At 71.7% G+C, this 20,666-nt stretch carries 17 protein-coding genes; 7 read left to right on the top strand and 10 right to left on the bottom strand.

Annotated features, from left to right (window positions below; all coding sequences use genetic code 11):
* The first annotated feature begins 188 nt into the window (after positions 1 to 188).
* On the top strand, positions 189 to 992 hold the full coding sequence (locus tag EV376_RS04060; RefSeq protein ID WP_130320815.1) for an AfsR/SARP family transcriptional regulator: 804 nt from the start codon (positions 189 to 191) through the stop codon (positions 990 to 992).
* Between the two features lie 343 nt (positions 993 to 1,335).
* Here EV376_RS04060 and EV376_RS04065 read toward each other — a convergent pair whose 3' ends face one another.
* Entirely contained in the window at positions 1,336 to 3,042 is a 1,707-nt protein-coding gene (locus EV376_RS04065) for a bifunctional metallophosphatase/5'-nucleotidase (protein WP_130320816.1), read from the bottom strand.
* A gap of 165 nt (positions 3,043 to 3,207) precedes the next feature.
* Positions 3,208 to 3,987 carry a phosphodiesterase gene (locus EV376_RS04070; RefSeq protein ID WP_130320817.1) on the bottom strand — a complete coding sequence of 260 codons (780 nt, stop codon included), beginning with the start codon at positions 3,985 to 3,987 and terminating at the stop codon, positions 3,208 to 3,210.
* Positions 3,988 to 4,189: 202 nt separating this feature from the next.
* Here EV376_RS04070 and EV376_RS04075 point away from each other — a divergent pair, with 202 nt between their 5' ends.
* Positions 4,190 to 5,611 carry a diguanylate cyclase gene (locus EV376_RS04075; RefSeq protein WP_130320818.1) on the top strand — a complete coding sequence of 474 codons (1,422 nt, stop codon included), beginning with the start codon at positions 4,190 to 4,192 and terminating at the stop codon, positions 5,609 to 5,611.
* Between the two features lie 37 nt (positions 5,612 to 5,648).
* On the opposite strand, the gene EV376_RS04080 is transcribed toward EV376_RS04075, so the two are convergent.
* Positions 5,649 to 6,710 carry an aspartate-semialdehyde dehydrogenase gene (locus tag EV376_RS04080; RefSeq protein WP_130320819.1) on the bottom strand — a complete coding sequence of 354 codons (1,062 nt, stop codon included), beginning with the start codon at positions 6,708 to 6,710 and terminating at the stop codon, positions 5,649 to 5,651.
* 4 nt (positions 6,711 to 6,714) lie between these two features.
* Positions 6,715 to 7,980, bottom strand: a complete 1,266-nt coding sequence (locus EV376_RS04085; RefSeq protein WP_130320820.1) for an aspartate kinase — start codon at positions 7,978 to 7,980, stop codon at positions 6,715 to 6,717.
* A gap of 221 nt (positions 7,981 to 8,201) precedes the next feature.
* Between EV376_RS04085 and EV376_RS04090 the strand changes: the two genes are divergently transcribed.
* From EV376_RS04090 to leuA, 3 genes are all read left to right on the top strand, one after another.
* Positions 8,202 to 9,005 (top strand): hypothetical protein, encoded by an 804-nt coding sequence (locus tag EV376_RS04090; protein ID WP_486482511.1) that lies wholly within the window; start codon positions 8,202 to 8,204, stop codon positions 9,003 to 9,005.
* Between the two features lie 84 nt (positions 9,006 to 9,089).
* The gene (locus tag EV376_RS04095) at positions 9,090 to 9,638 is read left to right on the top strand and encodes a nitroreductase family protein (RefSeq protein WP_130320821.1); all 549 of its coding nucleotides are present in this window, start codon (positions 9,090 to 9,092) and stop codon (positions 9,636 to 9,638) included.
* Positions 9,639 to 9,899: 261 nt separating this feature from the next.
* Positions 9,900 to 11,654, top strand: a complete 1,755-nt coding sequence (gene leuA, locus EV376_RS04100) for a 2-isopropylmalate synthase (RefSeq protein WP_130320822.1) — start codon at positions 9,900 to 9,902, stop codon at positions 11,652 to 11,654.
* Between the two features lie 49 nt (positions 11,655 to 11,703).
* Here the strand turns inward: leuA and EV376_RS04105 are convergent, their stop codons facing one another.
* Positions 11,704 to 13,143, bottom strand: coding sequence for an MFS transporter (locus EV376_RS04105; RefSeq protein ID WP_130320823.1), 1,440 nt, complete (start codon positions 13,141 to 13,143; stop codon positions 11,704 to 11,706).
* Between the two features lie 98 nt (positions 13,144 to 13,241).
* Here EV376_RS04105 and EV376_RS04110 point away from each other — a divergent pair, with 98 nt between their 5' ends.
* A complete protein-coding gene (locus tag EV376_RS04110; protein ID WP_130320824.1) occupies positions 13,242 to 13,904 on the top strand; it encodes an HNH endonuclease family protein in 663 nt (220 codons plus the stop codon).
* Entirely contained in the window at positions 13,886 to 14,332 is a 447-nt protein-coding gene (locus tag EV376_RS04115; RefSeq protein ID WP_130320825.1) for a hypothetical protein, read from the top strand. Before EV376_RS04110 ends, EV376_RS04115 begins: the two co-directional genes overlap by 19 nt.
* 207 nt (positions 14,333 to 14,539) lie before the next feature.
* Here EV376_RS04115 and EV376_RS04120 read toward each other — a convergent pair whose 3' ends face one another.
* The 5 genes from EV376_RS04120 to EV376_RS04140 all read right to left on the bottom strand — a co-directional run bounded on the left by EV376_RS04120 (position 14,540) and on the right by EV376_RS04140 (position 20,514).
* A complete protein-coding gene (locus EV376_RS04120) occupies positions 14,540 to 15,643 on the bottom strand; it encodes an oligopeptide/dipeptide ABC transporter ATP-binding protein (protein ID WP_130328512.1) in 1,104 nt (367 codons plus the stop codon).
* A gap of 38 nt (positions 15,644 to 15,681) precedes the next feature.
* Positions 15,682 to 16,797: an ABC transporter ATP-binding protein gene (locus tag EV376_RS04125; RefSeq protein WP_130320826.1), complete on the bottom strand. Its 1,116-nt coding sequence runs from the start codon at positions 16,795 to 16,797 to the stop codon at positions 15,682 to 15,684.
* 5 nt (positions 16,798 to 16,802) lie between these two features.
* On the bottom strand, positions 16,803 to 17,771 hold the full coding sequence (locus tag EV376_RS04130; RefSeq protein ID WP_130320827.1) for an ABC transporter permease: 969 nt from the start codon (positions 17,769 to 17,771) through the stop codon (positions 16,803 to 16,805).
* Positions 17,768 to 18,772 (bottom strand): ABC transporter permease, encoded by a 1,005-nt coding sequence (locus tag EV376_RS04135; protein WP_130320828.1) that lies wholly within the window; start codon positions 18,770 to 18,772, stop codon positions 17,768 to 17,770. Before EV376_RS04135 ends, EV376_RS04130 begins: the two co-directional genes overlap by 4 nt.
* 77 nt (positions 18,773 to 18,849) lie before the next feature.
* Positions 18,850 to 20,514, bottom strand: a complete 1,665-nt coding sequence (locus EV376_RS04140) for an ABC transporter substrate-binding protein (RefSeq protein WP_130320829.1) — start codon at positions 20,512 to 20,514, stop codon at positions 18,850 to 18,852.
* Positions 20,515 to 20,666 lie beyond the last annotated feature (152 nt).

Below are 20,666 nucleotides of genomic sequence, written 5' to 3' on the forward strand. Positions count from 1 at the left end.
CACCACCGCGGCCGCAGGGGCCGGCCACGCCGCGCCGCAACCCAAACCTGCCGAAAGCCCACTGGGTGGACATTTACCGCAATCTAATTCTTGTCACGGGGGGAGGCAGCTCCGTATGCTCCATCCGCCACAGGCTGAACGGGGGAAGCGTGGACTGTGACGTGGCGCATCTGCGCCTACTTGGACCAGTGGAGATCGTCCACGACCGATATGTTGAGAATATTCGGCTGCGCGGCGTACGCGCCATGTTGGTCGCGCTCTGCCTGCAGGCTGGGTCCACGACTCGAGTACGCCAGTTGGTCGAGCAACTCTGGGCGGATCCGCCCGCGTCCGCCGACCGCAATCTCCGCACCTACGCGACGGTTCTCCGGCGCACCCTCGACCGATCCTGCCACTGCCTGCGGGACACCCTGCGGACGCGTCGGTCGCAGTGCGGAGACGGGACGGGCGGATACTCGTTGGCCATCCGGCGCGACCGGTGCGACGTGTTCCGTTTCCGCAACGCCGTCCAGCAGGCCCGGAGCTGCGTGCGGGCCGGCTCGATCGATGAAGCCGTCACCGCCTTCGACACCGCCCTGGGCATGTGGCGGGGCGACGCGGGGGAGGATCTGCCCCCGGTGGGCTTCGCATTGTCCGTGGCCATCTCGGCGCTCAACGCCGAACGGGAGTCGGCGATCGAGGAACGAGCCCGACTGCTGCTCGTCCGGGGCGAGGCCTGGGCGGTCGCCGAGCAGATGGAGGACCACGTAGCCCGCAATCCACTGCGGGAGCGGCCCTGGCAGCTCCTCATGCTCTCGCAGTACTTCTCCGGTCACGTCAGTGATGCCCTGCGCACTTATCAGAAACTCCGCACCATCTTCGCCCGCGACCTCGGCGTCGACCCGGGCTTGCAACTGGACCGCATCCACGTCGCGATCCTGCGGCGCGAGGACGACTACCTGCGGGACCTCTTGTCGGTCCCGCGCACCACGGTGAGGGCGGCGGACGGCTGACAGCAGAGGCGCGCAGCCCCGGCGCTCACCTCGCACCGGCATCCTCGTGGCGGCCGTCGCCGGGATCGTCGTCACGATGACCGCCGCGTCGGTCGTGCTCGGTGAACGACTCAAGTCACCGGAGCAGGCCTTCGCCCGCGGTCGCCGCCTCGGCCGCTGGCACGGTGTCCGGAGCCCTCGCCGACCTGTTCCCGCGGTCCGGGCGATTCACCCAGCCGATCGCCGGGCGGGCACCACCCAGGAGCCGTGGCCGGTACCCTGATCCGACCGGCACGAAATGCGGAAAGAGTGGCTGTTCGATGCCGAACAGCCACTCTTTCCCGGTCGGGCTACCGCCTCGGGGTTACGCCCCCGCGACCTCCGCGGTGGTGCGGATCCGGTCCAGCGCCGGGGCGGACACCGGCGAGTTCGCCGTCAGGTACGCCACGAACGCGTCCAGGTCGATCTGGCCGGTCACCAGGTTGGTCCCGCCGGTGAGGACGGTGAAGCCGTCACCGCCGCCGGCGAGGAAGTTGTTCACCGTGACCCGGTAGGTGTCACCGGTCTCGACCGCCACGCCCCCGAAGGTGAGGCTGCCGCGCACCACGCGGGTGCCGGCGCACGGGTCGTCGGCCGGCGCGGTGCTACCGGCCGGGTCGACCACGTAGTTGACCGTCGACGACGGGTAGAGCACCCGCCCGGTGACGAACTGCTGCTCCAGCATGCAGTAGAGCTGCTCGCCGGTGAGGTCCAGGGTCGCCAGGTTGTTGGCGAACGGCTGCACCGTGAACGCCTCCTCGTAGGTGATCGGGCCGGCGTCGATGTCGGCCCGGACACCGCCGGGGTTCATGAAGGCGGCGACGGCGCCCTGCTCGTCGTCGGTGGCCCAGAGCTGGGCGTCCGCGATCAGGTTGCCGAGCGCGGACTCGCCCCGGACGGCGTCGAAGAGGGTCTCCTGGTTGCGGGTGAGCGCCTCGGTGCTCTCCCCGACCTGCCGGCCGGCGACCGGGCCGAGGACGGCCTTGTAGCGGTCGATCAGCGCGGTCTGCTTCGGGTCCTTGGCCACGTCCCGGGTGACCACGATGTTCTCGGCGGTCGCGCTGAGCACGTCACCGGTACGCCGGTCGATCTTCAGGTCGATGTCGGTGACCAGGCGGCCGAACGAGCTGGCGCTGGTGACCAGCTTGTTGTTGATCTCGCAGTTGTACGCCTGGTGGGTGTGCCCGCTGACGATGACGTCGATCGACGGGTCCATCCGGTCGGCGATGTCGACGACCGGGCCGGTGAAGTCGACGCAGTCGTTGATGCCGCCGGCGCCGGCCTGGGTGCCACCCTCGTGCAGCAGCACGACGATCGTCTCCACGCCCTTGCGGCGCAGCTCGCGAGCGTACCGGTTGGCGGTCTGCGCCTCGTCGGTGAAGGTCAGGCCGGCCACGCCCTGCGGGCTGACGATCTCCGGCGTGCCCTCCAGCGTCATCCCGATGAAGCCGATCTTGACGCCCTGGACCTTGTGGATGGCGTACGGCGGCAGCAGCGGCTTGTCCGTCTCGTCCACGAAGGCGTTGGCGGACAGGTACTGGAAGCCGGCGCCCCGGTACGGGGTGCCGTCGGCGCAGCCGTCGACCGGGTGGCAGCCACCGTTCTGGATGCGCAGCAGCTCGTCGGAGCCCTCGTCGAACTCGTGGTTGCCGACGCTCGCGTAGTCGAGCCCGGCCATCGAGAGCGCCTCGATCGTCGGCTCGTCGTGGAACGCGGCGGAAAGCAGCGGGGAGGCACCGATCAGGTCACCGGCGGCGACCGTGATGGTGTTCTTCTTCTTGCTGGCCTTGCGCAGCTCGGCCAGGTGGGTCGCCAGGTACTCCACGCCACCGGCGGACTGGCCGGCGATGGTGCCGCTGGAGCCGCTCGGCGGCTCGAGGTTGCCATGGAAGTCGTTCAGTGCGAGCAGGGTGACGTCGACCGGCTTCGGCCGGGCGTCCGCCTGATCGGGGGTGGTCGCGACCGCGCCGAACGCGGTCACGGCGAGCGCGGTCAGACCGATGGCGGCCCGACGCATCCCGGGGATGGACATGGAACTCCTCGTGGGAAGCCGGCGCGGACGTCCGGGCGATGGGTCACGCCGGGCCGTGCCACGCCGTCGGCAGGTTTCGGTCGCGGTGGCGGCGATGGGGGACCGCCGCCGGCGTCGGTGACAGCCTCTCATCGAGGACCGCCCCCAGTCGACCGGGGCAGCACATCAGAACGTGCAGGTGATCCCGGCCGAGTGGCTGACCTGGACGAGGTGCGTGACGCAGGCCGTGCCGTCGATCCGGTGCAGCAGCAGTGCGGTGGGCTCGGCGACCCAGCCGATCTGCTCGGCCGGGTTCATCGTGAGCGAACTCTGCTTCCAGGTGCTCGGCGCGGTGGTGAGCACGGTGCCGGCGAAGGCGGCCGTCACCGGGCGGTGCAGGTGCCCGGCGGCGACCCGGACCACGTGCGGGTGCCGGCCGATCACCTCGGCCAGCGCGTCGGCGTCGGCGAGCCCGACCGCGTCGGCGGCCGGGATGCCGACGGCGACCGGCGGGTGGTGCAGGCAGACCAGGGCGGGGACGTCGGGCCGCCCGGCGAGCACGCCGTCCAGCCAGCCGAGCTGCTCCGGGCCGACCCGGCCGCCGCCCGACCCGGGGACCAGCGTGTCCAGCACCACGACGGTCAACTCCGGGTGGTCGACGTGGTAGTACGCCGAGAAGCCGCCGCCCAGCCACGGCGTCCCGCCGAAGGCGTCGAGCAGCGACTCCCGGTCGTCGTGGTTGCCGGCGACGAGGTGCACCGGGAGCGGGAAGCGCCCGATGATCTCGCGCAGCGCCGCGTACTCGTCGGGCCGCCCGCGGTCCACCAGGTCGCCGGTGATGACCACGCAGTCGGGCCGGGGATCGAGCGCGAGCACCCGGCCGAGGGCCCGGTGCAGCCCCGCGGCCGGCTCGGCGGCGAGCACGCCGGTGGTCACGTGCGGATCACTGAGCTGGGCGATAAGCATGCGGCCTCCACTCGCCGGGGCCCTCACGCTATCGCCAGCGGGCGGCGCGCGGGGGCCCGCTCGCGGGGACGCACAGGCCGCGTCCACAGCCTGTGGATAGCACATGTGTACGAAGCTCGCGAGCCGCCGTCACCTGCTGGCTACGCTTGATCGCGGAGGTCCGGTAGCCGCCGGACCGCTGCCTACCTGGGACGACGTACGAGTGGATCACGATCGAGTCATCCGGGACGTCACGGTCCGCCTGCCGATGGCGTCGACCGCCGTCGAGGCGTGCCAGTGGGCCGTCACCGCCCTGGCCCGGTACACGCCGGCCACCATCTCGGTGCTCCTCCAGGTCCACGACCGGCTGCGCTGCGTCGCGGCCACCGGCTCCTGGCAGGTGTACTCGACCGTCCCACCGGCCACCGGGATCGTCGGGCGGGTCTACGCCGTCGGCCGCGGCGCGGTCGTCCCCGACGTCGCGGCGGACCCGGACTACATCCCGGTACGCCCGGATGTCACGAGCGAGCTGTGCGTGCCGGTCCTGGACCCGGCCGGCCGGCCGATCGGCGTCCTCGACCTCCAGTGGAGCGGACCGGCGGACCTGGCGGCCTGGCGGGACACCGCCGAACGCCTCGCGGACCGGCTCGGTGCGCGGATCGTCGCGCTCGGCGGCCCGCCGGAGGAGAGCCGCAGCGAGAAACTGCTCCGGCACGCGGCCGCGCTGGCCTCCGCCCCCACCGAGTGGGACCTGATGCACGCGGCGATCACGGCCGCCCGGGACGTGTCGGCCCTCTCCGCCGCCGTTCTCGTGCTCGCCGGCCGGCGGGGGCCCCGGCTGGGCGCGCCGACCGCCGAGCCGGGCGAGTTGGAGTCCCGCATCCGGGCCGAGCTGACCGAAACCGGCACCGAGGCGCTGAGCCGGATGGTCGACCTCGCCCACCGCTACGGCGCCGGCTACACCCTCGGCGAGACCGGGCACCCACCGACCGCCGACCACGCCCCGCTGACCCGCGCCGGGGTGCGCACCCTGGTGGCGGTGCCGGTCGGCCCGACCGACGGCGGTGGGCTGCTGCTGGTCGCCGACGAGCGGCAGCTCCGTCCCGATCCGACGACGGTCAACCTGGTGGAACTGCTCGCCGGTCAGGCCTGGAACGCCCTGGAACGGTTGCGCACCCTGGCCCGGCTCCGCGAGCAGGCCAGCTCCGACCCGTTGACCGGGTTGCGGCACACCGGGCCGTTCGGCCAACGCATCGCGGCGGCCACCCCGGGCCGTACGGCCCTGCTCGCGATCGACGTGGACGGCTTCAAGAGCGTCAACGACACGTACGGCCACCAGGCCGGCGACCGGGTGCTGGTCGGCCTGGCCCGTGCGCTGGAGGGTGCGCTGCGGCAGGGCGACGAGCTGTACCGCGTCGGCGGCGACGAGTTCGTGGCGGTGATCGAGGTGAACCGCCCGGAGGAGGCCGTCCGGATCGCCGAGCGGCTGGCCGAGGCGGCCCGGCGGACCGGCCGCACGATCAGCGTCGGCGTCGCCCTGCCCCGCCCCGGCGAGTCCCCGGACCGCACGCTCCGCCGCGCCGACCAGGCCCTCTACCGGGTCAAGCGGGAAGGCCGCGACGGCGTCCACCTGGCCGCCGCGTAATCCCACCCCCCGCCACCCCGCCGGTTGGTGGGTGCGGTCACGGGTGGGTCAGGTCCTGGGCCAGGAGTTCGGCGATCTGGGCCGTGTTCAGGGCGGCGCCCTTGCGGAGGTTGTCGCCGGTGACGAAGAAATCCAGGGCACGGGGGTCGTCGACGGCGCGGCGGATGCGGCCGACCCAGGACGGGTCGGTGCCGACCGCGTCGATCGGCATCGGGAACTCGCCCGCCGCCGGGTCGTCGACCAGGATCACCCCGGGGGCGTTGCGCAGCACCTCACGCGCCCCCTCGGCGTCGACCTCGGTGGCGAACACCGCGTGCACCGCCACCGAGTGCCCGGTGACCACGGGTACGCGTACGCAGGTGGCGGAGACCTTGAGGTCGGGCAGGCCGAGGATCTTGCGCGACTCGTTGCGCAGCTTCATCTCCTCGGAGGACCAGCCGCCCTCGGCCACCGAGCCGGCCCACGGCACCACGTTCAGCGCGAGCGGTGCCGGGAAGGGGCCCAACTCGTCGCCGACCGCCTGCCGCACGTCACCGGGGCGGGAGCCCAGCACCCGATCGCCGGCGATCTTGGTGAGCTGCGTGTGCAGGGCGTCCACGCCCGCCTGACCGGCGCCGGAGACCGCCTGGTACGACGACAGGACCAGCTCACGGAGGCCGTACTCACGGTGCAGCGGCGCCACCGCCACGATCATGGCGAGCGTCGTGCAGTTCGCGTTGGCGATGATGCCCTTCGGCCGGTCGCGTACCTGCTCCGGGTTGATCTCGGGCACGACCAGCGGGACGTCCCGGTCCATCCGGAACGCGCCGGAGTTGTCCACCGCGACGGCGCCCCGGCGCACGGCGACCGGCGCCCACTCCGCCGACACCTCGTCCGGCACGTCGAACATCGCCACGTCGACGCCGTCGAACACCTCCGGGGTGAGCGCCTGGACGGTCAGGTCCTCCCCCCGGCACCGCACCACCTTCCCGACCGAGCGGGCGGAGGCGACGAGCCGGATCTCGCCCCACACGTTCCGGCGCCCGGTGAGCAGCTCGCACATCACCGTGCCGACGGCACCCGTCGCCCCGACCACGGCCAGGGTGGGCAGCGACGCCATGGGCCTACCGCCCGGTCCCCGCGTACACGATTGCCTCGGACTCACCGCCGAGGTCGAAGGCTTCGTGGATGGCGCGCACGGCGGCGTCCAGGTCGGTGTCCCGGCAGACCACCGACACCCGGATCTCCGACGTGGAGATCATCTCGATGTTCACGCCGGCCTGGCCGAGGGCGGCGAAGAAGCCGGCCGCGACACCCGGGTGCGAGCGCATCCCGGCGCCGATCAGCGACACCTTGCCGACGTGGTCGTCGTAGAGCAGGCCCCTGAACTTGACCACGTCCTCGATCTTGCTGAGCGCCGCCATCGCGGTGGGGCCGTCGGTCTTGGGCAGCGTGAACGAGATGTCCGTCCGGCCGGTGCCCTCGGTCGACACGTTCTGCACGATCATGTCGATGTTGATCTCCGCGCCGGCGACCGTGTCGAAGATCCGCGCCGCCGCGCCGGGCTCGTCGGGCACACCGACGATCGTGATCTTGGCTTCGCTGCGGTCGTGGGCGACCCCGGTGATCAGCGCCTGTTCCACGGGAAGGTCCTCCATCGATCCGGTGACCATCGTGCCGGTGTTGGTCGAGTATGACGAACGGACATGGATCGGCAAGCCCGCCCGGCGCGCGTACTCCACGCTGCGCAGGTGCAGCACCTTGGCGCCGCAGGCGGCCAGCTCCAGCATCTCCTCGTACGTGATCCGCTTGATGTGCCGCGCGTTCGACACGATGCGGGGATCCGCGCTGTAGACGCCGTCGACGTCGGTGTAGATCTCGCAGACGTCCGCGTTCAACGCCGCGGCGAGGGCGACGGCGGTGGTGTCCGAGCCGCCCCGGCCCAGCGTGGTGACGTCCTTGGTGTCCTGCGAGACGCCCTGGAAGCCGGCGACGATGACCACCGCGCCCTCGTCCAGCGCGCCCTTGAGGCGCCCGGGCGTGACGTCGATTATCCGGGCCCGGCCGTGCATCGACGTCGTGATCACGCCGGCCTGGGAACCGGTGAACGAGCGGGCCTCGTACCCCAGGTTGTGTATCGCCATGGCGAGCAGCGCCATGGAGATGCGCTCACCGGCGGTGAGCAGCATGTCCAGCTCGCGGCCCGGCGGCAGCGGGCTCACCTGGTTGGCCAGGTCGAGCAGTTCGTCGGTGGTGTCGCCCATCGCGGAGACGACCACCACGACGTCGTCGCCGGCCTTGCGGGCGGCGACGATCCGCTCGGCCACCCGCTTGATCCGCTCCGCGGTGGCGACGGAGGACCCGCCGTACTTCTGCACTACGAGTGCCACGACGGTGCACTCCCTCCCAGCGACCCTGAGCGTGCCGACGCCGCCGGGTGTGGGCCGGCGGCGCATGTCCAGACGCCCTCAGCGTATCGGGCGGTCCCGCCCGCCGGGCCGGGTGATCCCACCATCCGGCCCCCGCCGCCGGGCCCGGTGGCGTACGACACGCCGCTCCGGCACGCACAACGGGACGGCGGAACACGTACCGCGCACCCGAGAATGGGCGGGTGCCCGCCCACCTTCGCCCGGTCGTGCCCACCCGGCACCCGGCGGCGCCGCCCACCCGGCGGCTGACCCGCCTGCTCGCGCTGACCCTGCCCGCCCTCCTGGCCGCCTGCACCGCCGGCCAACCGACCACCGCGCCCCCGACGTCGCCGCCGGCCGCCCCCGCGGACGCCGACGCGGCCCGCGACGAGCTGGCCGCCCTGGCGGCGGCCGCCCAGGACCGTCATCTCGTCGCGAGCTACGTCCTGCGGGCGGGGGACCGCCCGGACCGGACGGTCCTGGTGTCCACCGCCGACGACGGCGGCTGGCGGGTCGACGTGGCCGGTGGGGCGCTGGGTGGCACGGTCGACGTGTCGGTCGCCGCCACCGCGGACGGCCTGTTCCAGTGCTCCCTCCCGTCGGCCGGCAACCCGGAGCCGCCCCGCTGTGTCCGGGTCGGCGACGCCGACGACATGCTGCCCCGCCGCGCGGACCCGCGGGTCCAGCACCCCTTCACCGACTGGCTGGACGTGCTGACCGACCGCCGGTCACCGCTGTCGGTGTCCTCCGCCCAGCCGGCGGACGGCGCGACCGGCAGCTGCTACTCGGTGGAGACCACGTCGGCGTCCATCAACGCGCCGCTCGACGCCGGCATCTACTGCTTCGAGGCCGACGGGACGCCCACCGCCGTCCGGACCGGCGGCTGGACGCTGACGCTCGCCGCCCCGCCCGCGCCCGGCCCGGCCCGCGTGGAGCTCCCAGGGCCGGTGGTGGACGACGAGCTGCTGGGCACCGCAGCCCCGGAGCCGACCGTCGGAACGCTCTAGGCCGCGATCCGTTACGGGTGCGATTGCCCACATTCGCCGCACCCTGACTGAGACAGCAAATCGCCCATACGGGACGCTTGCTCCATGACCGACCTCACCCCGTTGCTGGCCTTCCGGTGGAGCCCACGGTCCTTCGACCCGGGCGCGGACCTCGACCCGGCCGAGGTCGACGTCCTGGTGGAGGCGGCCCGCTGGGCGCCCTCGGCCGAGAACCGGCAGCCGTGGCGGTTCGCCGTCGGCCACCGGGACGACGAGACGTGGAAGCGGATCATGGTCAACCTGCCGGGCCGGGACCAGCGGTGGGCCGGCCGGGCCTCGGCCCTGCTGCTCGCCGGGCACCTCACGCCCGACGCCGACCCCACCGGGTACGCGCCCTACGACCTCGGGCACGCCGTGGCGCAACTGACTGTGCAGGCCACCGCGCTCGGGCTGCACGTACGCCAGTTGCGCGACCTGGACCGCGCCGGCCTCAGCGCGGACCTCGACCTGCCGGACGACGTCCGACCGGCCGTGGTGCTGGCCGTCGGCCGGCTCGGCGACCCGCTCAGCCTGCCCGCCGACCTGCTGGAATCGGAGACCGGCCTCCGCCGCCGCCGTCCCCCCGCCGACCTGCTCCTGCACACCCACGGGTGACTCTGCTCCCAGATGTTGGACCGACCTTCCCGCGGACCGTCCCACCACGTAGGGTGACCTGGTCATGTGGCAGGCGCTCCTCCTCCTTGGTCGCCGCGACGAGGCCTGAAGGCCGGCACCTCGTCGCGGAGTCGAACCGCGCCGCCCGCAGCACGCTCTGACTTCTCTTCGGCACCGTCGCCGACTCTGGCCCCGTCGCCAGCTCCGGCACCGTCGCCGACTCCGACTGCTGACGTCACATGACCACGGAGGCACTCCGCCATGGCTAATCCGGCCGGCACCACCGACCCTGACACCGATCCGATCGCCCGGCAGCTGCCCAGCCGCATGCCGTTCCGCCGCTACCAGCCCTACCAGCAGCAGTTCCGCATCGACCTGCCCGAGCGCGCCTGGCCGACCCGGCACGTCACGGCCGCGCCCCGCTGGTGCGCCGTCGACCTGCGGGACGGCAACCAGGCCCTCATCGACCCGATGTCGCCCGAGCGCAAGCGGCGGATGTTCCAGCTCCTGGTGCAGATGGGCTACAAGGAGATCGAGGTCGGCTTCCCGTCGGCGAGCCAGACCGACTACGACTTCGTCCGGCAGCTCATCGAGCAGGACCTGATCCCGGACGACGTCACCATCCAGGTGCTGACGCAGTGCCGGGAGCACCTGATCGACCGCACCTTCGAGTCGCTGCGCGGCGCCAAGCGGGCGATCGTGCACTTCTACAACTCGACGTCGACCCTGCAGCGCCGGGTGGTCTTCGGGCTGGACCGGAACGGCATCACCGACATCGCGACCACCGGCGCCCGGCTCTGCCAGAAGTACGCGGAGATCCACACCCCGGACACGGACATCCACTACGAGTACTCGCCCGAGTCGTACACCGGCACCGAGCTGGACTACGCGCTGGAGGTCTGCGCGGCGGTGATCGAGGTGGTCGACCCGACGCCCGACCGCAAGCTGATCGTCAACCTGCCGGCGACGGTCGAGATGGCGATGCCGAACGTCTACGCCGACTCGATCGAGTGGATGCACCGACGCCTGCCCCGCCGGGACAGCCTGGTGTTGAGCCTGCACCCGCACAACGACCGGGGCACCGGCGTGGCCGCCGCCGAGCTGGGCCTGCTGGCCGGCGCGGACCGGATCGAGGGCTGCCTGTTCGGCAACGGCGAGCGCACCGGCAACGTGGACCTGGTGACCCTGGGGCTGAACCTGTTCTCCCAGGGCATCGATCCGATGATCGACTTCTCGAACATCGACGAGATCAAGCGCGCCGTCGAGTACTGCAACCAGCTGCCCGTGCACGAGCGCCACCCGTACGCCGGCGACCTCGTCTACACCGCCTTCTCCGGCTCCCATCAGGACGCGATCAACAAGGGCTTCGCCGCCCTGGCGGCGGACGCCGCGGCGGCCGGCGTGCCGGTCGACGAGCACCCGTGGGCGGTGCCGTACCTGCCGATCGACCCGAAGGATCTGGGCCGTACCTACGAGGCGGTCATCCGGGTCAACTCGCAGTCCGGCAAGGGCGGCGTCGCGTACATCATGAAGTCCGAGCACCAGCTCGACCTGCCCCGCCGGCTCCAGATCGAGTTCTCCGGGGTGGTCCAGCAGGTCACCGACAACGCCGGCGGAGAAGTCGACCCGCGCGCCATGTGGGAGATCTTCGCCGGGCAGTACCTGCTCGACCACCAGAGCGACCCCGCCGTGGCCCTGGTCGACTACACGATCGGCACCGTCCAGGGCAAGGTCGAGATCGAGGCCCACGTCGGTCACGGCGGCACCCGGCAGGCCATCAGCGCGGTCGGCAACGGCCCGGTCGACGCGTACGTCAACGCGCTGCATTCGCTCGGCATGAACGTCCGGGTGCTCGACTACCACGAGCACGCCCTCTCCTCCGGCGGCGACGCGCAGGCAGCGGCGTACGTGGAGTGCGAGGTCGACGGGCGTACGGTCTGGGGCGTCGGCGTGGACGCCAACATCGTCACCGCCACCATCAAGGCCGTGACCAGCGCCGTCAACCGAGCCCGCTGAGCGGTGGGGAAGGCCCTTTCACAACGCCCGGCGACGTGAAAGGGCCTTCTCAACGCCCCTCCGGTCGGGCCGGCCGGTGGATCAGCACGGCGGCCAGCGCCGCGCCCGCCAGCAGCAGCCCGGCGCACCAGAGCAGCGCGCCGCGGTAGGCGGCGGTCAGCTCGTCCGCCTGCTGGTAGCCGGTGCCGGACAGGCCGACCAGCAGCGGCAGCGCGGCCACCGCGAACAGGCCGCCGGCCCGCGACGCGGCGTTGTTGAAGCCGCTCGCCACCCCGGCGAAGCGGTCCTCGACGGCGGCCAGCACCGACGCGGTCAGCGGCGCCACCACCAGGGTCAGCCCGACCCCGAACAGCGTCACCCCCGGCACGACGTCCCGCCAGTACGACGCGTCGGGCCCCACCCCGCGCAGCAGCAACAGCCCGGCGGCGGCGACCACCGGGCCGACGGTCAGCGGCAGCCGCGGCCCGATCCGGGCCGCCAGGTCACCGGCTCGCGGTGACCCGACCAGCAGCAGGACGGTCATCGGCAGCAGCGCGAGCCCGGTGCGGAACGCGGACCAGCCGGCCGCGTTCTGGAGGTAGACCGAGAGGAAGAAGGTGAAGCCGCCGAGCGCCGCGTAGACCACCACGGTGAAGACGTTCAGCACCGAGAAGAGCCGGCTGGTGAAGAGCCCGGTGGGCAGCATGGCGGTGTCTCCCCGGCGCCGCTCGACCAGCACGAAGACCACCGTGCCGAGCACCCCGGCCAGGGCGGCCAGCAGCACCGGGAGGGAAGCGAAGCCGCGGGCCGGCGCGTCGATCAGGGCGTACGTGACACCGGCCAGGGCGAGCGCCCCGAGCAGCCCGCCCAGAACGTCGAACCGGCGACGGTGGCGGCCCGGACCCTCGGTACGCGAGACGTCCTCGTCCCGGCTCTCCGGTACCCAACGCAGCGCGGCCAGCGTCACCAGCACCGCCAGGGGCACGTTCAGGAAGAAGATCCACCGCCAGGAGAGGGCGTCGATCAGCCAGCCGCCGACGAACGGACCGAGCGCGGTCGACACGCCGGAGAGCCCGGACCAGGCACCGATGGCCTTCCCCCGGTCGTCCGGGTGGAAGCTGGCCTGGAGGACGGAGAGCGAGCCCGGGGTCAGCAGGGCCGCCCCGGCGCCCTGGAGGAACCGGGCCGCGACCAGTTGCCCGGTGTCCTGGGCCAGCCCGCAGAGCAGCGACGCCGCGGTGAACCACACCACCCCGAGCAGGAACACCCGCCGTCGACCGAACCGGTCACCGAGCGCGCCGCCGAGCAGGACGAACGCGGCGAGCATCAGCAGGTACCCGTTGACGGTCCACTGGAGACCGGCCACGGTGGCGCCGAGGTCGGCACCGAGGCGGGGCAGCGCCACGTTGACGACGGTCGTGTCGAGGAAGACCATGCCGGAGGCGAGGACCGCGGCGAGCAGCGTGCCGCGGCCCGCGGGGGTGCCGAGCCGGAGGGCGGGTGGCGTCATCGCCCCAATCTGCCCTGCACCATGTGGGAGACGCCACGAAACGCCGAAACCGTACCGGGGTACTGTGCGGGATCGCCGGGAGCCCGCAAGCTGGAGAGGTGTCGTCTGTGCGTACCAGATCAGGACCGCTCGCCGCGGTGGCGCTCGCGGCGGCGGTGGCGCTCGGCGTGGCCGGCTGCGTCCCGGTTCCGGAGCCGGAGGCGACGCCGACCAGCGACGGCGGTACCGCCGTGGAGAAGCTGGCCGAGCTGACGGTGGCCAAGGCCGGGTCGATGCGGGGCTACAGCCGCGACCGGTTCCCGCACTGGCGGTCGACCGGCAAGAACTGCGACGTCCGGGACACCGTGCTGAAGCGCGACGGGGAGGGCATCAAGTTCTCCGGCTGCAACGTGGTCGGCGGGCGCTGGGAGAGCGTGTACGACGGCCGCGTCCTCACCGACCCGTCCGAGGTGGACGTCGACCACATGGTGCCGCTCGCGAACGCCTGGCGTTCCGGCGCGGACGAGTGGACCGACGCGAAGCGGGGCGATTTCGCCAACGACACGGAGCTGCCGCAGCTCTTCGCGGTTTCACGCAACTCCAACCGGGCAAAGGGTGATCAGGATCCATCCCAGTGGCGGCCGCCGAACCGGTCGTACTGGTGCCACTACGCCGAGAGCTGGGTCGCGGTCAAGCATCACTGGCGGCTCACGGTGACCAGCGCCGAGAAGGCCGCCTTGGCCGAGATGTTGGAGGGCTGCAGATGGGCGAGCAAGCCGTGACCGGCGACGACCCGGCGGCGACCGGCGGTCCCGCCCCGACCACGGCCGGCATGGCGGCGGACGGTGCGGCCGGAGCCGCCGTACCGGGCGCCGGCATGAGCGCGGACACCCCGGACGCCACCGCCGGCGGCACGCCGGGCGCCGGGATGAGCGCCGACGCCGGCAGCCCCGCCGCCCGACCGCAGTCCCGGACGGCGGACATCGTCCCGGGGCCGGGCGGGGTGATGACCGACGAGGTCGGCGTGGTCACCGGCGAGCTGACGCTGCGCACCGAGTACGCGGACGGCCAGGTCACGCTGCGCGTGCAGTATCGCGAGGCGGACGAGTGGTACGCGGTGACCGGCGGGCGGGTGGCGCTGGCCGACCCGGCCGGCCTCGACGCCGTACACACGATCGCCGTCGCCCTGCTGAACCGCCCGGAGGGCTGACCCGGGCGCGGGCGGGTGGCCTGCCGCGCCCGGACGCTCGCGTTGCCAGCCCCCGTTGCCAGCACCGGACCCCTACCTGCCGCTCGGTTCCCTTTGCTCTGCTTCAACGGGCGCAACGAAATGGTGGCGAAACCTGTGCGCGGGTTGAAGCAGAGCAAAGGAGGCTCGAGCGACACCTTGGCCCGGGGCCCGGGGCCACGACGGCGACTAGACGTACGAGCCGGGCTCGCTCGGCGCCGAGACCGTGTGCGGGTCCTCGCCCTCGTCCAGCGGGCGCGTGATCTGCACGTCGACCTTGTGCGGCCGGAGTTCCCCGCTGGCGATCCGCTCGGCCCAGTGGCAGGCCACCCGGCTGCCGCCGATGTCGCGCAGCGCCGGCCGCTCGTCGGCGCAGCGGGTCGGCTGCGCCCACGGACAGCGGGTGTGGAACCGGCAGCCCGCGGGCGGGTTGGCCGGCGAGGGCAGGTCACCGGCGAGCAGGATGCGCTCCCGACGGTCCTCCACGTCCGGGTCCGGCACCGGCACCGCCGACATGAGCGCCCGGGTGTACGGGTGCAGCGGTTCGGTGTAGAGCCGCTCGCTCGGCGCCTCCTCGACGAGGGCGCCCAGGTACATCACACCGACGGTGTCGGAGATGTGCCGGACGACGGCCAGGTCGTGCGCGATCACCAGATAGGTGAGGCCGAGGTTCTCCTGTAGCTCGTCGAGGAGGTTGACCACCTGGGCCTGGATCGACACGTCCAGCGCGGACACCGGCTCGTCGGCCACGATCAGGTCGGGGCCGAGGACCAGCGCCCGGGCGATGCCGATGCGCTGCCGCTGGCCGCCGGAGAACTCGTGCGGGTAGCGGGACAGCGCCCAGCGGGGCAGGCCCACCTTGTCGAGCGTCTCCCCGATGATCTTCCGCCGCTCGTCCCGGTTACCACCGATGCCGTGCGTCTGGAGACCCTCGGTGAGGATCGACTCGACGTTCTGCCGGGGATCCAGGCTGGACATCGGGTCCTGAAAGATCATCTGCATCCGGCGGCGCGTCGACCGCAGCCTGCCCGCCGGCAGCCGGGTCAGCTCGACGCCGTCGAAGACGACCGCTCCGCCGGTGGGCGGGGTCAGCTGGAGCAGCGCCCGGCCGAGCGTGGACTTGCCGCACCCGGACTCGCCGACCAGGCCGTACGTCTTCCCGCGCGCGATCCGCAGGTCGACCCCGTCGACCGCCTTCACGTGGCCGATCGTGCGGTCGAAGAGCACTCCCCGCTTGATCGGGAAGTGCACCTTCAGGTCGCGGACCTCGACGAGGACGTCGTCCGTGCTCATCTGGGCCGCCGCGCCGCCGGCCGGGACGGTTGTTTCGCTCACGGCTTCTCCTCCTCGCTCGGGGCCGGGCCGAAGCCCGGCGCCACCGGCGGGTCGTCCGGGACGGCCTGCGCCGGCACCGCGCCGGGTTCGGCGTCCGCCGGCACGACACCCCGGATCTCCTCGGGCGGCGTCATCCCGGGCAGCGGAGCCGGGTTGACACAGCGGTAGCTGCGGCCGTCGTGGGTGAGCACCATCGCCGGCGGCTCGCCGACGCAGGCGTCCACCCGCCGGGCGCAGCGCGGGGCGAACGCGCAGCCGTCCGGCCACGGCAGCACGTCGCGCACCGAGCCGGGAATCGGGTTCAGGCGCTCGCCGCGCCCGCCGTCCAGGCGGGGCACCGAGCCGAGCAACCCCACGGTGTACGGGTGCCGCGGCTCGCGGAACAGCGGCCGTCGCCGTGCCGTCTCGACCACCCGGCCCGCGTACAGCACGTTGATGGTGTCGCACATGCCGGCCACCACGCCCAGGTCGTGCGTGATCATCACGAGGGCGGTGCCGGAGTCCCGGACCAGTTCCTTGAGCAGCTCCAGGATCTGCGCCTGGATGGTGACGTCCAGCGCGGTGGTCGGCTCGTCCGCGATCAGCAGCCGGGGCTGGCACGCCACCGCCATGGCGATCAGGGCGCGCTGCCGCATGCCGCCGGAGAGCTGGTGCGGGTACTCCTTCAGGCGGCGCTTCGGGTCCGGGATGCCGACCCGGTCGAGCAGCCGGGCCGCCTCCTTCTCCGCCGCGTCGCCCTTCATCCCCCGGTGCCGCGTCAGCACCTCGGTGACCTGCAACCCGATCGGGATGACCGGGTTCAGCGAGGAGAGCGGGTCCTGGAAGATCATCGCGACGTCACGGCCGCGGATGTCCCGCCGGGAGCGGTCGTCGAGTTGGAGGAGATCGGTGCCGTCGAAGACGGCCTTGCCACCGACCCGGGTGCCGGGCTGCTTGGGGAGCAGGCCCATGATCGCCAGGGAGGTGACGCTCTTGCCGCAGCCGGACTCGCCGACCAGGCCGACCACCTCGCCGGCGTCCACCGAGAACGACACGCCGTCGACCGCGTGCACCGTACGCTGCCCGCGCCGGGCGAAGGTGACGGAGAGGTCTTCAACTTCGAGCAGTGCCATGAGACCTACTTCCGCAGCTTCGGGTCGAGGGCCTCGCGCATCGCCTCACCGAGCAGGGTGAAGCCGAGCGCGGTGATGATGATGCCCACCGCCGGGTAGATCGCCAGCGCGGGCCGGATGCCGAGATACGGCTGCGCGTCGGCGAGCATCACGCCCCACTCGGGCACCGCCGTGTCGGGGTTGCCGAGGCCGAGGAACGAGAGCGCGGCGGCCTCGATGATCGCGGTCGCCAGGGTGAGCGTGGCCTGCACGATCACCGGGGCGAGCGAGTTCGGCACCACGTGGGTGAGCGCGATCTTCGGCTTCCGGACCCCGAGCGAGGTCGCGGCCAGCACGTAGTCGCTGTTCGACTGGGCGATCATCGAACCACGCAGCAGCCGGGCGAACACCGGCACCGAGACCACGCCGACCGCGATCATCACGGTGGTCAGGCTCGCGCCGAGCAGCGCCGCGATGCTCACCGCGAGCAGCAGGCTGGGCAGGGCGAGCATCATGTCGATGACCCGCATGAGGGCGTTGTCGATCGCTCGGCCCCACCGTCCACCGAGCCCGGCGGCGGCACCGGCGACGCCGCCGATCACCGCGCCGACGGCCAGACCGATCAGGGTGGCGACGACGCCGACCAACAGGGTCTGGCGGGCACCCACGATCATCCGGCTGAACACGTCCCGGCCCTGGTGGTCGTAGCCGAACCAGTGGTCCGCCGAGGAGCCAGGGATGATGCCCTGACCCGACTTCACCACGCCCTCGCGGATGCCCATCGCGTCGGTCGGCCCGTACGGGACGAAGAACGGCCCGATCAGCGCGACCAGGACGAACATGGCCAGGATCACCGCGCCGATGATCGCCGCCGGGTTGCGGCGCAGGCGGCGGAACGCCTCCTGCCAGAGGCTGACGCCCCGCTCGTCGTCCCGGCTGGCCAGCTCGGCGAGCCGGTCCAGCTTCTCCTTCTTCTTTCCGGCGGTGATCGTCATCGGACCCTCACCCTCGGGTCGATCAAGCTGTAGGAGAGGTCGACCAGGAGGTTCACCAGCACGTACACCACCGCGATGATCAGGATGAAGCCCATCAGCACCGGGTAGTCGCGCTGACCGATCGCGTCGTAGATGAACGCTCCGATGCCGGTGAAGGCGAAGACGGTCTCGGTCAGCACCGCGCCGGAGAGCAGGCCGCCGGTGAGCAGGCCGATCGAGGTCACCACCGGGAGCAGCGAGTTGCGCAGCACGTGCCGGGTCCGGACGGTGCGCTCGGTGAGGCCCTTGGCCTCGGCGGTACGCACGAAGTCCTCGTTGAGCACCTCGAGCACGCTGGCTCGGGTGATCCGGACGATGATCGCGAGCGGGATGCTGGCCAGCGCGACGCCCGGTAGCACCAGGTGCCAGATGGCGTCGGCGGCAGCGTCCCACTCCCGCGTCATCAAGCCGTCGAGGACGAAGAAGTTGGTGACACGGGTGGCGTCGATGGTCGGGTCCTGGCGGCCGCTGGACGGGAACCAGCCGAGGTTCTCCGAGAAGATCGCCTTGAGCACGTACGCGAGGAAGAAGACCGGGATGCAGATCCCGATCAGCGATCCACCGACCGAGAGGTGGTCCAGCCACCGGCCACGGCGGCGGGCGGCCAGGTAGCCCAGCGGGATGCCGACCCCGATCGCGATCACCAGCGCGGTGATCGTCAGCTCGACGGTGCCGGGGAAGCGCTCCAGGAACTCGCTGACCACCGAGCGCTTGGTCGAGGTCGAGGTGCCGAGATCGAGGCTGACCAGCCGCCGGACGAACCGGCCGTACTGCACCAGGATCGGCTCGTCGAGGCCCATGTTGCGGCGGATCGCCGCGCGCATCTCGGGCGTGCCGCGTTCGCCGAGAATGGCCGTCTCGGGACCGCCGGGCAGCCGGCGGAGCCAGATGAAGAGCAGGAGGGAGAGCCCGAACAGCGTCGGTATCAGCTGCAGCAGGCGTCTGACGATGAACCGGAACACGGTGGCCTCGAAGGGTGTGCGGAGGGGCGCGGGCGGACGCTGCCGAAGCAGCGCCCGCCCGCGGTCCTTGCCTCAGGTCAGGACTTGAACTCGGCGGAGGCGTACCGCTCGTCGGTGAGCGGGCTGGCCTTGATGCCGGTCACGTCCTTGCCGAACACGATCGCCGGCGGCGAGTGCGAGATCGGCACGCCCGGCAGGAAGTCCATGATGGCCTTGTTCAGGGCCTTGTACTTCTCGGTCCGGGCCGCGATGTCGGCCGTGGTGTCGGCGTCCTTGAACTGGGCGAAGAGGGCGGGGTTGTTGAAGCCCCACTCGTCCTTCTGCCGGTCGAAGAAGGTGCCGATGAAGTTGTAGCCGTCGCCGTAGTCGCCGGTCCACCCCAGGAAGTGGATGTCGTGCTTGTTACCGGAGGTGGTGGCGTTCAGGTAGTCCGGGCTCCACTTCAGCGGGATCGCCTGGATCTTGATGCCGGCCGCCTGCAGGTCCGCCGAGAGCAGCTCGAACAGGTCCTTCGGGTTCGGCATGTACGGCCGGGTGACCTCGGTCGGGTAGTGGAACCGCAGGGTCAGGTTCTCGGCCCCGGCCTCCTTGAGGAGCGCCTTGGCCTTCTCGACGTCGTACTCGTACTTGGTGACGTCGCCGTTCCAGCCCTCGACGGTGTCCGGGAAGAAGTTCACCGCGACCTTGGCGCCCGGGGGCAGCTTCGAGTCGACCAGAGCCTGGCGGTTGAGCGCGTGCGCGATCGCCTGCCGGACCTTGAGGTCCTTCAGCTTCGGGTTCCCGTTCTGGTTGATCGCCAGGTACAGGATGTTGAACGCCGGGCGGGTCAGGACGTTGAAGCCCTCGTTCTTCAGCGGCTCGACGTCGGCCGGGCCGACCAGGTCGTAGCCCTGGATGTCACCGGAGCGCAGCGCCTGCTTGCGGGCGTTCTCGTCCGAGATCGTCTTGAAGATGAGGGTCTTCAGCTTGGCCTTGTCGCCCCAGTAGTCGTCGTTGCGCTCGATGGTGAGCGTCTTGTTGGCGACGTCCCAGGTCTTGAACTTGAACGGACCGGTGCCGGTCGGGTGCCCGGTGGCGTACTCCGGGTACTTGATGTCCTCCGCGGTGCCGCCGACGTTGCTGGCGTCGTACTGCTCCAGCGCCTTCGGGCTGTGGATGGAGAACGACGGCAGCATCAGGGCGGCCGGGATCTTGCTGGACACCCGGGTGAAGGTCAGGTCGACCGTGGTGGCGTCCTTGGCGGTGCAGGACTTGAAGAGGCTCTCCGGGAGGGTGTCGTCCTCGTTCTGGGCGAAGCCGCCCATGACGTCCTGCCAGTACGCGGTCACGTCCGGGCTCTGCATGAGGCCCTTGGCGTTGTACCAGCGGTTGAAGTTGACGCAGACGGCCTCGGCGTTGAAGTCGGTGCCGTCGTGGAACTTGACGCCCGAGCGGAGCTTGAAGGTCCAGGTGGTGCCGGCCGCGTCCGGGGTCCAGGACTCGGCGAGACCGGGGCTCACCTTGGTGCCGCCCTCCTCCGGGCGGACCAGCGTCTCGAAGATCTGGCGCGCCACGCGCAGCGACTCACCGTCGCTGGCGAAGCTGGGGTCGAGCACCTTCGGATCTCCGGCTACGCCGAAGACGAGGGTGTCCTTCTTGCTACCACCGGAAGAATCATCGCGGTCGCTCTCGGCGCAGCCGGCTACCGCGAGGGCCGCGACCGCGACAGCCGCGACAGCGACCTTCGGCCTGGATGCACGCATGGGTGCTTCACCTCGTCCTTAGGGGTACGGACAACGCGGTGACCGGGGCCACCGATGGCCGGAACCTTAGCTCCCACGCCGACCAGGCGGAAACAGCCGGATGGACGGTTGGTATCGGATCGTGTCTTATCCGCGATCTGACCGACGAATCA

The sequence above is a fragment of the Micromonospora sp. CNZ295 genome (assembly GCF_004217535.1).

What these genes read in the sequence shown, in the direction of transcription:
- EV376_RS04065 (WP_130320816.1), bottom strand. Translation starts at nt 3,042, where the DNA reads ATGTCCATCCCCGGGATGCGTCGGGCCGCCATCGGTCTGACCGCGCTC.
- EV376_RS04070 (WP_130320817.1), bottom strand. Translation starts at nt 3,987, where the DNA reads ATGCTTATCGCCCAGCTCAGTGATCCGCACGTGACCACCGGCGTGCTC.
- EV376_RS04080 (WP_130320819.1), bottom strand. Translation starts at nt 6,710, where the DNA reads ATGGCGTCGCTGCCCACCCTGGCCGTGGTCGGGGCGACGGGTGCCGTC.
- EV376_RS04095 (WP_130320821.1), top strand. Translation starts at nt 9,090, where the DNA reads ATGACCGACCTCACCCCGTTGCTGGCCTTCCGGTGGAGCCCACGGTCC.
- leuA (WP_130320822.1), top strand. Translation starts at nt 9,900, where the DNA reads ATGGCTAATCCGGCCGGCACCACCGACCCTGACACCGATCCGATCGCC.
- EV376_RS04105 (WP_130320823.1), bottom strand. Translation starts at nt 13,143, where the DNA reads ATGACGCCACCCGCCCTCCGGCTCGGCACCCCCGCGGGCCGCGGCACG.
- EV376_RS04115 (WP_130320825.1), top strand. Translation starts at nt 13,886, where the DNA reads ATGGGCGAGCAAGCCGTGACCGGCGACGACCCGGCGGCGACCGGCGGT.
- EV376_RS04120 (WP_130328512.1), bottom strand. Translation starts at nt 15,643, where the DNA reads ATGAGCACGGACGACGTCCTCGTCGAGGTCCGCGACCTGAAGGTGCAC.
- EV376_RS04125 (WP_130320826.1), bottom strand. Translation starts at nt 16,797, where the DNA reads ATGGCACTGCTCGAAGTTGAAGACCTCTCCGTCACCTTCGCCCGGCGC.
- EV376_RS04130 (WP_130320827.1), bottom strand. Translation starts at nt 17,771, where the DNA reads ATGACGATCACCGCCGGAAAGAAGAAGGAGAAGCTGGACCGGCTCGCC.
- EV376_RS04140 (WP_130320829.1), bottom strand. Translation starts at nt 20,514, where the DNA reads ATGCGTGCATCCAGGCCGAAGGTCGCTGTCGCGGCTGTCGCGGTCGCG.